The 11,661-nt window shown below is 70.1% G+C and carries 15 protein-coding genes; 8 read left to right on the top strand and 7 right to left on the bottom strand.

Annotated elements, in window-relative coordinates; all coding sequences use genetic code 11:
* Positions 1-90 precede the first annotated feature (90 nt).
* Both KGQ19_RS09240 and KGQ19_RS09245 read right to left on the bottom strand, forming a co-directional pair.
* Positions 91-1,929, bottom strand: a complete 1,839-nt coding sequence (locus KGQ19_RS09240) for an LCP family protein (RefSeq protein WP_212008658.1) — start codon at positions 1,927-1,929, stop codon at positions 91-93.
* Positions 1,922-2,377 (bottom strand): DUF6542 domain-containing protein, encoded by a 456-nt coding sequence (locus KGQ19_RS09245; protein WP_212008659.1) that lies wholly within the window; start codon positions 2,375-2,377, stop codon positions 1,922-1,924. Before KGQ19_RS09245 ends, KGQ19_RS09240 begins: the two co-directional genes overlap by 8 nt.
* Positions 2,378-2,540: 163 nt before the next feature.
* Here KGQ19_RS09245 and KGQ19_RS09250 point away from each other — a divergent pair, with 163 nt between their 5' ends.
* Both KGQ19_RS09250 and KGQ19_RS09255 read left to right on the top strand, forming a co-directional pair.
* The gene (locus KGQ19_RS09250) at positions 2,541-2,825 is read left to right on the top strand and encodes a hypothetical protein (protein ID WP_212008660.1); all 285 of its coding nucleotides are present in this window, start codon (positions 2,541-2,543) and stop codon (positions 2,823-2,825) included.
* 138 nt (positions 2,826-2,963) lie between these two features.
* Positions 2,964-3,818: a hypothetical protein gene (locus tag KGQ19_RS09255; RefSeq protein WP_212008661.1), complete on the top strand. Its 855-nt coding sequence runs from the start codon at positions 2,964-2,966 to the stop codon at positions 3,816-3,818.
* Here KGQ19_RS09255 and KGQ19_RS09260 read toward each other — a convergent pair.
* Entirely contained in the window at positions 3,808-4,431 is a 624-nt protein-coding gene (locus tag KGQ19_RS09260) for a TetR/AcrR family transcriptional regulator (protein ID WP_212008662.1), read from the bottom strand. The two genes, KGQ19_RS09255 and KGQ19_RS09260, sit on opposite strands and share 11 nt — an antisense overlap.
* Before the next feature lie 67 nt (positions 4,432-4,498).
* Here KGQ19_RS09260 and KGQ19_RS09265 point away from each other — a divergent pair, with 67 nt between their 5' ends.
* Positions 4,499-4,705 (top strand): hypothetical protein, encoded by a 207-nt coding sequence (locus KGQ19_RS09265; protein ID WP_212008663.1) that lies wholly within the window; start codon positions 4,499-4,501, stop codon positions 4,703-4,705.
* A 288-nt stretch (positions 4,706-4,993) separates the two neighbouring features.
* Here KGQ19_RS09265 and KGQ19_RS09270 read toward each other — a convergent pair whose 3' ends face one another.
* Positions 4,994-5,536 carry a YbaK/EbsC family protein gene (locus KGQ19_RS09270; protein ID WP_212008664.1) on the bottom strand — a complete coding sequence of 181 codons (543 nt, stop codon included), beginning with the start codon at positions 5,534-5,536 and terminating at the stop codon, positions 4,994-4,996.
* A 268-nt stretch (positions 5,537-5,804) separates the two neighbouring features.
* Entirely contained in the window at positions 5,805-6,269 is a 465-nt protein-coding gene (locus KGQ19_RS09275) for a MarR family winged helix-turn-helix transcriptional regulator (RefSeq protein ID WP_212008665.1), read from the bottom strand.
* A 117-nt stretch (positions 6,270-6,386) separates the two neighbouring features.
* Here KGQ19_RS09275 and KGQ19_RS09280 point away from each other — a divergent pair, with 117 nt between their 5' ends.
* Both KGQ19_RS09280 and KGQ19_RS09285 read left to right on the top strand, forming a co-directional pair.
* Positions 6,387-7,907: an MFS transporter gene (locus KGQ19_RS09280; protein WP_212008666.1), complete on the top strand. Its 1,521-nt coding sequence runs from the start codon at positions 6,387-6,389 to the stop codon at positions 7,905-7,907.
* A 196-nt stretch (positions 7,908-8,103) separates the two neighbouring features.
* Complete coding sequence (locus KGQ19_RS09285; protein WP_212008667.1) at positions 8,104-8,508, top strand: hypothetical protein; 405 nt, start codon at positions 8,104-8,106, stop codon at positions 8,506-8,508.
* 74 nt (positions 8,509-8,582) lie between these two features.
* On the opposite strand, the gene KGQ19_RS09290 is transcribed toward KGQ19_RS09285, so the two are convergent.
* Positions 8,583-8,996, bottom strand: coding sequence for an organic hydroperoxide resistance protein (locus tag KGQ19_RS09290; protein WP_212008668.1), 414 nt, complete (start codon positions 8,994-8,996; stop codon positions 8,583-8,585).
* Between the two features lie 100 nt (positions 8,997-9,096).
* Between KGQ19_RS09290 and KGQ19_RS09295 the strand changes: the two genes are divergently transcribed.
* Positions 9,097-9,627 (top strand): TetR/AcrR family transcriptional regulator, encoded by a 531-nt coding sequence (locus KGQ19_RS09295; RefSeq protein ID WP_212008669.1) that lies wholly within the window; start codon positions 9,097-9,099, stop codon positions 9,625-9,627.
* Positions 9,628-9,669: 42 nt separating this feature from the next.
* On the opposite strand, the gene KGQ19_RS09300 is transcribed toward KGQ19_RS09295, so the two are convergent.
* Positions 9,670-10,362, bottom strand: a complete 693-nt coding sequence (locus KGQ19_RS09300; protein ID WP_212008670.1) for a DUF4097 family beta strand repeat-containing protein — start codon at positions 10,360-10,362, stop codon at positions 9,670-9,672.
* 152 nt (positions 10,363-10,514) lie between these two features.
* Between KGQ19_RS09300 and KGQ19_RS09305 the strand changes: the two genes are divergently transcribed.
* The gene (locus KGQ19_RS09305; RefSeq protein WP_212008671.1) at positions 10,515-11,123 is read left to right on the top strand and encodes an ArsR/SmtB family transcription factor; all 609 of its coding nucleotides are present in this window, start codon (positions 10,515-10,517) and stop codon (positions 11,121-11,123) included.
* Positions 11,120-11,659 (top strand): P-loop nucleotide/nucleoside kinase family protein, encoded by a 540-nt coding sequence (locus KGQ19_RS09310; RefSeq protein WP_212008672.1) that lies wholly within the window; start codon positions 11,120-11,122, stop codon positions 11,657-11,659. Before KGQ19_RS09305 ends, KGQ19_RS09310 begins: the two co-directional genes overlap by 4 nt.
* Positions 11,660-11,661: the final 2 nt, after the last annotated feature.

Consider the following 11,661-nt stretch of genomic DNA (forward strand, 5'->3'; position numbering starts at 1 on the left):
TCGGGCGTATTCGGGTCCCACACAAAGTGTCTATACGCAGGTTGGCAGTGTCCTTCGAAGCAGGTTCCGACGCGGCTTTCCGGTCCGGAATCAGTTGATACAGGGGATCCCGTTGACGGAGTCCGGTCCGTTCCCGGTGATCGTCCCGCCGTTCTCCCCGTTCCCGGAACTGGTGGCCGTCGACGATCCCGAAGGCGTCGAGCTGCCGGACGTCGAGCTGCCGGCGGTCGAGCTGCCGGCGGTCGAGCCCGGCGTCGAAGGCGTGCTCGACAGGTTCCCGGCGGCGATCGAGTCGCCCTTGTCGGTCCCGATGACGACCAGGATCGAGCCGGCCTTCACCGTGCTGTCGGCGGTCGCGGTCACACCGCCGAGCTGGGTCCCGACGGCCTGCGCGGCGGCGCTCGCGCCGGACCCGTACAACACCGTGGTCTTCTGGTGCGAGGGGCGGATGTTGTCGCCGACGCTGGCGGTGAGGCCGAGCGCGCTCAGCGCCGAGACCTCCTTGGCGGCCGCGCCGTTGACGCCGGAGGCGTTCTCCACCACCGCCGTGCCGGTGACGTGCTGCGCGCTGGAAGAGCTGGTCGGCGCCGGGGTCGGGGTGGAGTCGGTGCTGGTCGGTGTCGTCGGGGTCGTGGCGGTCGAGGAGGTGGCGTCGCTGTCGGCGAACGCGCTCTTCACGAAGGCCTGCACCGTCGGGATGTCGATCTCGTTGCCGACCTCGTGGTTCTTCCCGATCCACTTCCACGACGAGTCGGTGATGATCGGCGCGGTGCGGAACGAGGTGCTGCCGTCGGACAGCGCCGAGGCGTTGCCGGCGAAGTCGAGCAGGTTCCAGCCGCTGTCGATGATCACGTCCTTCTCGGCGGTGCCGATCAGGCTGTCCATCTTCGACAGGTCGCTGAGGAATCCCTGGTCCTTGAGCCTCTTCAGGACCGCGGTGATGTAGGCCTGCTGCCGGTGCGTCCGGTCCAGGTCGCCGTTCGGCAGGTCCTCGCGCTCGCGGACGAAGGCCAGCGCCTTGGTCGGGGTGTCGAGCGTGAACACCCCGGCCGGGAAGTTCGCGCCGGAGTTCTCGTCCTGGGTCGGGCGCTTCAGGCAGACCTGGACCGGGCCGACGTCGCCGGCGACGTCGTAGAAGCCCATCAGGTTCACTTCGGCGAAGTGGTCGATGGGGATGTTCAGCAGCGTCTCCAGCGTGGCGATCTGCGCCTTGACCCCGGCGGCGTGGCCGATCTTGGCCAGGGCGTGGGTGTCGGAGGTGCCGGAGGCGGAGGCCTTCTGGGTCGCGTAGTAGTAGGCGTTGCCGTAGGCCTCCTTCACCTTCATCGTGCCCATGGAGTTGCCGTAGCCGTCCTGGGCGTCGACCCAGTCGTCGCGCGGGATCGAGACCGCGGTCGGCGTCCCGTTGCCGGCCGGGACGTGCAGGATGATCTCGCTGTTGGCGTTCTCGCCGCCGAGCAGGTCGGAGGCGGAACCGGCGTGGAGTTCGTCGTGGACGACGTCGTCCGGCAGCGCGTCGCCGTTCATCGCGTAGCGCGAGTCCAGGCCGATCAGCAGGATGTTGACGGATTTGTCCAGGCCGCTGTGCACCGGCGCCGGCTTGCCGTGCGCCACTTCCACTTTGCTGGTGTCCACCGACTGCACGCCGGTGTCCAGCTTGTGCACGCCGTACCAGGCGATGCCCGAGCCGGCCAGGACGGCCGCCCCGGCGACCGCGAAGACCCCGCGCGCGGCGATGACCGCCGGGGACGTCCGGCGCGCGGCGGTACCGGACTTCTCCGCGGCGCGGCCGGGCTGCGCTGCGGGCTCGGCGCTCTCGGTGCTACCGCTGCTCTCAGCGGTCTCGCCGCTCTCGACGGTTTCGGGGTCCGGGGCGCCGTCGGCGTTCTGGAGGTCATCGAGGCCGTCGGTGTTTTCGTTCTCAGCCACGATGCGCTCCTACCGGCCGGGCGCCGTCGGGCGCGGGTTCGGAGCCGGCCAGGCCGGGCTGCCGGTCCCCGCCGCGGCCGAAGACGGCCTTGGCCAGGGCCACGACCAGCACGGCGCCCAATGCCACCAGCGTGATGATGAACGCGTGGTGCAGCGCGGTCACAGAGTCCGTGCCCAGCTTCGTGTGGTTGGTGCCGCGCGGCTCGGCCAGCAGCACCCCGCCGACGGTGGACGGCACCACGATCATCGGCTGTGCCGGCACCAGCCACCACAGGCCGCGCCGGGTCGCCAGCAGCGTCGCGGCGCACGCGCCGACCACTACGCCGCCTTGAAGCAGCGGCCCGTCGCCGTTGCCGTTCACCCCGGCCGCGATTCCAGCCGCCATGGGTATAGCCACGGCGACCAGGGCTGTCAGCCCCGCCCGCCAGCGCTCATCGAGCCCCGCCATGATGTTCCCCACCCCAGATCCGTAGGAGGATGCTCCCTCCACATTGACGCATGGATGTTCGGGATGGTTGCAGTCTTCCGGGCGGCATATGGGCTTTCGGCAGCCATCCCGGCTTTATACACTCGCTATTGACGTGATGGGTTGAACACGAGGGGGGCGTGCAATGCCAGATCTTGCTGTAGACGTCGACGCGCTGGAGACCTTCGGCGGTCAGCTGGAGTCGATCCGGACTCGGATGAACGCCGCGCGCGACTGGACGCACCAGTACGACGGACAAATGGGGGCATCCCAGGTCGAGGACGCGCTGCACTCGTTCTCGTCGGGGTGGAAGGACGGCCGCACGGAGATCGACGGCTCCCTGAAGGCGCTGTCCGACATGCTGACGAACACCTCGCAGAACTTCCGGCAGGCCGACGCCGACCTGGCGAAGCCCTTCCAGAAGAATTAGCGGCGGTGCGGTAGCGCTTCGCATTCCGCGGCGCCGGTCGTTCAACCGGTCGGCGCCGCGGGTCGTGGACGCCCCTGGACGTCTGAAGAGCTGACGGTACTCTGTCAGCTGCTTGTCAGCCGTACGGGGAGGGAACCGATGAGCGAGCAGCCGAACCACGGCCAGCCGAATCAGCAGCCGCCGTACCCTTACTCGCCGCCGCCGGTACCGCCGAATCAGCAGCAGCCGTACCCGTATCCGCCGCAGCAGCAGGGATATCAGGGTCCGCCGCCGCAGCAACAGCAGCAGCCGTACCAGAACCCGTACCCGCAGCAGCAGCCCTACGGCCAGCCGCCGCAGCAGCAGGCCCACGGCCAGCCGCAGCAGTACGGGGCCCCGCAGGGCTATCCCCAGCAGCAGCCGTATCCGCAGGTCCCGCCGCAGCAGTATTCCGGCCCCGGCCAGCAGCCTTATGGCCAGCCCTACGGTCAGCCCGGTCAGCAGCCCGGTCAGCAGCCCGGTCAGCAGCCCGGACAGCCTGGCCAGTTCGGCCAGCCGGGCCAGCTAGGCCAACCCGGCCAGTTCGGCCAGCCGGGGCAGATGGGCCTTCAGCCGGACCAACTTCCGCCGGGTGCCGGCCTTGGTCCGGACCAGGCTCAGGCTCAGGCGGGCAAGAAGCCGAAGAAGAAGCGCAGCGGCTGCGCGACCTTCTTCATCGTCGTGTTCAGCCCCCTCATAGCCCTGGCCTTCGTCGTCTACGGCCTTTACTGGGTCCTGGCCTGGCTGCTGACCCCGGTCGCGCTGGTCATCCACCTCGTGTTCTGCGGCCTGGGCCTGATCTGGTACTCGGGGGTGAAGGTGCTGGCCTCGGGTCGCTCGAAGTACCGGTTGCTCCAGCCGCTGTATCCGAAGTTCCCGCCGTTGTGGACCGGTAAGTACTGGGTCGGGCTGAACCGGACCGTGCGTTCAACTGTCGAAGGTCTGGCGGGGATCCTCGAGATCTTCAACTGGTGAGCCGGACGCCGGGCTCCCCGGCGAGGTCCGCCAGGTGCCCGGCGACGATCGCCCGCGCCTCGTCCGCGGTCAGCCGGGGCGGATCGGCGGTCAGCTGGATCACCAGGCCGTCCAGCAGCGCGTGCAGTCGGCGGGTCTCCAGGGCCTGATCCCGGCCTTCCGTCAGGCGTCCGATCTCGGCCAGGACCAGCACGACGCTCTCGACCGAGCCTCGGATCACGTCGTCGATCTCGTGTCGGCGCCGGGCCACGCGGGCGTCGGAGCGGGCCAGTGTGACCAGTGCGAACCACACCTCGGATTCGACGCGCCGCGCCGGGTCGAGGGGGAGCAGCTGTTCCAGGTGCATCTGTAGCGCCTCCGGCGCCGGTATGCGGTCGCCGCTGTCGTAGAGCTCCCGCACCCGGTCCTGCACCGTGCCGACGATCAGATCCACGGCGAACAGGACCATCTCGGCCTTGTCCGGGAAGTAGTGCCGCAGCGCCCCGGCCGACCAGCCCGCCTCCTGCGCGACCGAGCGCACCGTCACCGCGTCGAAGCCGTCCCGCAGCGCCACCCGCCACAGGGCCTCGCTGAGCTCGGCGCGGCGGCGGTCGTGGTCGACGATTTTCGGCACCGCGCCATTCTCACACAGCCGTGTTAGATTGTTTTTGACACTAGCGTGTTAAAAACGGGAGGCGGCTATGGGACGCGGTTGGACTCGACGGGGGCCGTGGTGGCTTTACGTGCTGGTGGTGGGCGGGCTGAACGTGGCGCGCCAGATTGCCTTCCCGCCGTCGCGGGTCGGGAGCGGGATGACGATCCTGCTGTTCTTCGTGGTCCTGGCCGTCAGCTTCGTGGTGATCGAGGCGCTGCGGCGGACCCGGAATCGGGCCGACCGGCCCCGGTGATGGCGGGGTCGGCGGGCCCGACCCGTCCATGGTGGGGAAACACCGGCCTCTGCCGCAACATTCCGCGCCGGATCCGTGGTGTGGCGAACGCCTCAGATCACTGACTCGGCCGTCGCGGTCGGCGCGATCCCGGCCGATCCGCGCTTGAACGGCAACGCTTTTTCGGCCCGGGTGCGTCGTAATGGATAGACGGGTTCTGGACCGTGGGGCGGTCCGGAACCCGGCCTGTCCGAGTCGGCGTCCGGTCGGCGCTGCGGCATCGGGGGTCCGCAGCGCCGACCGCCCGGCTCAGCGCGGGACGCCGAGCCCCTCCAGCACCTGCGCACCGGGCAGCCCGGCGATCGCCGTCCCCGGCAGCCACAGCTTGGAGCCCCGGATCCCGGACCCGACCACGGCCACCGGCGCCGCGGCCACCGCCGCATCCACCAGCACCGGCCACCCCTCGGGCAGCCCGATCGGCGTGATGCCGCCGTACTCCATCCCGCTGAGCTCCACCGCCGCGTCCATCGGCGCGAACGACGCCTTACGCGCCCCGAGATGCTTGCGCACCAGCGAGTTGACGTCGGCCTTCGTGGTCGCCAGCACTATGCACGCGGCGTACGTGGTCTCCTCGCCCCGCCGGGCCGCGACGATCACGCAGTTCGCGGACTCCTCGGGCAGCACACCGTACGCGGCACAGAAGGCCTCGGTATCGGCCAACTCGGGATCGATCCCCGCCACCTCGACCAGCGGCGCCAGCGCCGGCAGCGCACGCAGCGCGGCCGCCACCGGCGCGGCGAGCAGTTCGGGACGGTCCAGGGCGGGGGTGCGGACTACGGCTTCGGTGGGCATGGACCGAATCTACGCCGCGGGTTCGGTCGGCCGGAAAGCGCGGGGCCGGCGCGGCGATCTGGCTGCTGACGGCTGCCGGAGGTCGTCCGCGACGTATCACGCATGCTGCTTCGGTCGGCCGGAGAGTGCGGTGCCGGCGCGGCGATCCGGCTGCTGACGGGCACTCGAAATCGTCCGCGAGGCATCGCGCACGCTGCTTCGCCGATCCGGCTGCCACGGCTGATCGGCAGCCCGCGCCGATCGATCCGACGCGGGCCGCGACCTGCCGCTACTTTCCCTGCGTCCCGCTCTCGACCAGCACCGCATCGGTGCCCGTCGGCTCGGCGGTCAGCTCGGCGGACGGCCCATCGGCCAGCTCGGCGGCCAGCACCGAGCGGTGCGTCGGGCGGGCCTCGGTCAGGCGCTGCATGCCCTCGTCGGTCAGCACCACGAAGACGCCTCGGCGGTCGGAGCTGCACAGGGTTCGGGTGACCAGGTTCTGGTTCTCCAGGCGGCCGATCATCCGGGACAGCGCGCTCTGCGTGATCGGCACGTGCGCGGCCAGCTCCTGCACCCGCGGCGGCTCGGCGCAGTCGTACTCCGACAGCGTGTCCAGCACCTCGAACTCGCTGGCCGACAGGCCGTGCTGTCGGTCGAGCTCCAGCTCCAGGGCATTCCACACGCGGGTCTTGCGCGCGACGAGGTCCCGCCACTGTTCGACGAGGCTTCGCTCAAGGAGGGACTCGGACTCCATGCGCACATGATAACACGTGCGAGCGCACAAGGTTCCCTCACATAAAGTGCTGATGCACAAGGTGTCACAGCACAAAGTGTTTGCGCACTAAGTGCACGTGCATGTAATCTCCACGGCATGAGCCACAGCGACACCGCAACCACCCTGCGTCCCGGCGAGTCCGCCGCGTCGGGACGCTGGCCGCTCCGTCTGTGGGGCGCCCTGATAGTCCTGTGCGGCGCCCTCTTCCTCGATGCCCTCGACACCTCGATGGTCGGCGTGGCCCTGCCGTCGATCCGTGAGTCCCTGCACCTGTCCACCTCGTCGTTGCAGTGGGTCGTCAGCGGTTACGTCCTCGGCTACGGCGGGTTCCTGCTGCTCGGCGGACGCGCGGCGGACCTGCTCGGGCGGCGGCGGGTGTTCCTGACCGCGCTGGCCGTGTTCGCCGTCGCCTCGCTGCTGTCCGGGCTGGTCGACGACGGCAGCCTGCTGATCGCGACCCGGTTCGTGAAGGGCATCAGCGCCGCGTTCACCGCCCCGGCCGGGCTGTCCATCATCACCACGACCTTCGCCGAGGGGCCGGACCGCAACCGGGCCCTGAGCATCTACACCACCTGCGGCGCCGCCGGCTTCTCGCTCGGCCTGGTGCTCTCCGGCCTGCTCACCGAGGCCGGCTGGCGCTGGACGCTGCTGGTCCCGGCGCCGGTGGCGGCGCTGATCCTGGTGATCGGCAGCAAGCTGATCCACCGCGACCAGCCGGTGGCCAAGGAGCAGCGCGGCGGATACGACGTTCTGGGCGCCGTGACCAGCACCGGTTCGGTACTGCTGCTGGTCTTCGGCATCGTCCGGGCCCCGCAGGTGGGCTGGCTCGCGCCGATCAGCATCGGCACGTTCGTGGCGGCCGTGGCGCTGGCCGCCGGGTTCGTCGTCACCGAACTGCGGGTGGCCAACCCGCTGGTGCGGCTCGGCGTGCTGCGCTCCCCGTCCCTGATCCGGGCCCTGATCGGCGGCGGCCTGATGTTCGGCGCGTACGCCTCGTTCCAGTTCGTCGTCACCCAGTACCTGCAGACGCTGTCCGGGTGGAGCGCGCTGCGCACCGCGCTGGCATTCCTGCCAGCCGGTCTGATCGTGCTGCTCGCCAGCTTCAAGATCGCCGACGTCCTCAACAAGTACGGCACGGCCCGGGTCGGCGTCGCCGGCTTCGCCGCCCTGTCGCTGGGCTACCTGCAGTTCCTGCGGATCGGCCAGACCCCGAGCTGGTGGGTGATCCTGCCCTCGATCGTGCTGCTCGGCCTGGGCTTCGGGCTGGCCTTCCCGGCGATCAACGTGCAGGCCGCCTCCGGCATCGCCGACGAGGAACAAGGCTTGGTCTCCGGGCTGCTGAACACCGCCTTGCAGGTCGGCATCACCGTGGTGCTGGCCGCCTCGACCGCGATCATCGCCGCCAACGGCGGCGGCACCGCGCACAGCAACGCGCAGGTGCTGGCCAGCTACCGGCCGGTGCTGGTGTTCGTGGCCGTGGCCACGGTCGGCGGGCTCCTGATCCTGGCCGGCGGTCTGCTGCGCAGCCGCCGCAGCCCGGTGGAGTCCACGTTGGCCGAGGAGCTGGAGGACGAGCTCGACGTCCTGACCCTGCGCGAGCAGGATCTGATGGTCTGAGCAGGCTGTCGGTCTGAGCAGGCCATCGGCTTGAGCGGGCTGTTCGTCTGAGTCGGCTGTCGGCTTGAGCTAGCCGCATCATCGGCGCCGGTCCCCGAACCAGGGGGACCGGCGCCGATGAGTTTCGCGGCGGCGCGTCGTCTGTTGTGCTGAGAGCGGGAAACGCCGCACCATCCACGAACCGCCGGAGGGCACCATGGCCGCCAAGACCGTCGCCGAGAAGCTCGTCATCAAGCCGGGCCACTCGGTCTGGACCTCGCACCCCGACCGCTTCGCGGGTATCGGCGCGCTGCCGGCGGGTGCCGGGCGCACCGACGACCTGGCCACGGCCGACGTCGCGGTCCTCTACGCCGACGACGCCGACTCCGCGCGGGCCCTGCTGACCGCGAACAAGGCCGACGTCGCCAAGCCGCCGGTGGTCTGGATCGCCTATCCGAAGGCGAACCGGACCGACATCAACCGCGACAGCTTGTGGCCGATCGTCGTCGAGTTCGGCATGCGGCCCAACGGTCAGGTGGCGATCGACGAGGTCTGGTCCGCCCTGCGCTTCCGCGCGGACAAGCCCGGCGAGGAGCCGTTCAAGGGCGGCGCGAAGAAGTAGCGCCGTACCTGGCGCCCCGGCGCCGCCCGGGTCCGGTTCCTACTCGACTTCTACTCGGCTTCTACCCGGCTTCCTTACTCGACGACGATCTCGACCGGGATGTTGCCGCGGGTCGCGTTGGAGTACGGGCAGACCTGGTGCGTGGCCTCCAGCAGGGCCTGGCCCTTCTCTCCGTGCAGCGCCTCCGGGAGCTCGGCGCGCAGCACTACCGACAGGCCGAAGGCGCCGCCGTCCAGGCTGTTCAGCGTGACCTCGGCGGTCACCGACGCCTCGGAGACGTCCACCCCCTGCTGCTTGGCGACCAGCTGCATCGCGCTGGCGAAACACGCCGAGTAGCCCGCGGCGAACAGCTGCTCGGGGTTGGTGCCCTGGCCGTTGCCGCCCAGCGACTCCGGGAAGGCCATGTTCAGGTCGAGCTTGCCGTCATCGGTGAAGGAACGGCCTTCGCGACCGACGGAGGTGGCGACGGCGGTGTAGACGGGCTTCATGGGAGAGCCTCCAAGCTGCGGGGTGGGGCGTGAACCAGACAGATCTGTCTGTCTGGTTCACTGCTTACAGTAGACAGATCTGTCTGGTACCGTCAAGTGTGTGAGCTCAGCCCGTTCCCGCATCCTCGACACCGCCACTCGGCTCTTCTACGCCGAGGGCATTCACACAGTCGGCGTAGACCGGGTGATCGCCGAGGCCACGGTGGCGAAGGCGACCTTCTACCACCACTTCAAGTCCAAGGAAGACCTGGTCCTGGCCTACCTGACGACCGAGTACGAACGGCAGAAGGCCCTGCTCGGCGGCGCCCCCGGCGTCGGCGTCGAGCGCATCGAGGCGATCCTGGCCAAGCTGGCGGAGGTCAGCGTCGGCCCCGGCTTCCGGGGCTGCCCGTTCCTGAACGCCGCCGCGGAGTACGCCGACCCCGACCACCCGGTCCGCCACGTGGTCGACGACTACCGCTCCTGGTACCGCGACCTGATGCGCGACAGCCTCAAGGCCTCCGGCCGGCCGAACGCCGACCAGAAGGCCGACCTGCTGCTGCTGGTGCGGGACGGCATCGCCGTCGCCGGCGGGCTGGGGGACAAGGACGCGGTCCAGGCCGGCGTCCGGACCGCGCTCGCCGCGGTGTGAGGACGTCGGCCGACTGACGCGGCCGACCAAGGTTGCTCGCTGTCAGGTCGATGTCACCGTGACCGCGCCCGCGTTCGAGGACACCTTGAGATGCCGCGTCGCCGACGGATCGTTGGGCACGTCCACGGTCCGCGCGCCCGCGTTGGTGGACGCCTCGACGGCGTAGCTCCCGTCCGGCACGGCCACGGTCACCTCGCCCGCGTTGCTGTGCGCGGTGACCTCGTTCGGCGGCGCGGTGAAGGCCAGGTGGACCGCGCCGGCCGAGGCCTGGACCCGCACGCTCGGGGCGCTCAGGTCCTTGCCCTCGACCTCGCCCGCGGCGGCCGTGACGTCGACCGTTCCGGCGATGCCGGCCACCGTGACCTGGCCCGCGTTGTCGGTGATCGTCACCGCGAGCGAGGACGGCACCGTCACGTCGTAGGCGATCCCGCAGTCGTCGCAGTTGGCGGTCAGGTCCAGCACGCCGTCGGTGACCGCCTGGCCCGGGGTCGGCGGATGGTCGGAGTGGTAGTCGATGTCGCGGTGCACGACGATGTCGCCGCCGGTGCCTCCGCTGTGCACCACCACCTGGCCGGCGCCGTTGTCGATCCGCAGCGCCCGGACCTGCTGGGTGATGGTGGCGTCGACCTCGACGTGGTGGTCGTTGAGATAGCCGCACCCCGACACGCCGACCGCGACCGCGGCCGCCGCGCATACCGCCGCCAGTGCGGCGATCCGGCCCCCTGAAGTGCGCACGGCACCCACCCCCATCGATGACCAGCCCACGCGGCGCCGATCGCCTGCGTTCACTGCCAGCGTAGAGAGTGCAGAGCTAGTTTGCAAAGACTCTCTGCAAAATCATTTGCAGAGTTCTCGGCATAGCGCGGCATGCGAGGTATGGTGACGCCGTGCCCCAAACCCCTCCCGAACCGATCGGCACCGCGGACGGCGACCGGTCCAGCATCTACCGGGTGCTGTCCAACCCGCTGCGCCGCCGCATGCTCGCCTACCTGCAGCAGCACCGCGAGGCCAACTCCACGAGCCTGGCCAAGGCCCTCGGCGAGAGCACCGGCACCACCAGCTACCACCTCCGCAAGCTCGCCGAGCTCCGCTTCGTCGAGGAGATCCCGGAACGCTCGACCGGTCGTGAGCGCTGGTGGCGGGCCCTGCCGATCCAGCTCGAGGCGCCGGACCCGGGGGCGATGGACCCCGCCGAGTTCGCGGCGCTCGCGGAACGCGCGCGGGAGCAGGCGAAGCACGACATCGACCTGTACTACCGGGTGCTCACGCAGTACGAGGGTCCGGAAGGCTGGGCCCAGGCGTTCCGTGGCGGGTTCTGGATGAGCAAGGAAGAGTTGTTGGGTTTCCTGAACGAGTACAAGCAGCTCCAGTGGAAGTACGGGCACGCCGATCCTCGCGAGGCACCGGAGGGGGCGCGGCTGATGGCTTTGCGGACGTTCGTCGTCCCCGAGCCGCCGGAAGAGGCGGCGGGGGAGAACGAACAGGCCGAGCGGTGAACCTCCTTCCGAGACTGATCGCCGTCAGCGGCCCGCCCGGCGCGGGCAAGACGACGTTGGCGCACGCGCTGGCCGACGCGCTCGGCTGGCCGGCGGTGTGTCGTGACGAGATCAAGGAGCGCATGGCCGGCGCCGGAGCCGATCCCGCCGAGGACCTGAACCTGAAGACGTTCGACGTGTTCTTCGGCACCCTCGCTGACCACCTGCGATCGGGGACCAGCCTGGTCGCGGAGGCGGCGTTCCAAGACCGCCTCTGGCGTCCGGGGCTCGAGCCGCTGCTCGGCCTGGCCGACATCCGCGTCGTGCGCTGCGTCGTCGCCCCCGAACTCGCTCGTGACCGCATCGCCCACCGGGCCGCCACCGAGCCTTCGCGCTCGGCGCACGATGACGTGGCCCTGCTGCGCCGCATCACCGAGGGGCAACGGCCGATCGAGTCGTGGGTGCCGATCGCTCTGGACGTTCCCACCTTGACCGTGGACACCACCCGGGAGTGGGAGCCGGCCTTGGACCGGATCGTCGAGTTCGCCACGCGGTGACG

This window comes from Catenulispora pinistramenti, assembly GCF_018274385.1.
In the GTDB taxonomy this organism is placed as follows: Bacteria; Actinomycetota; Actinomycetes; order Streptomycetales; family Catenulisporaceae; genus Catenulispora; species Catenulispora pinistramenti.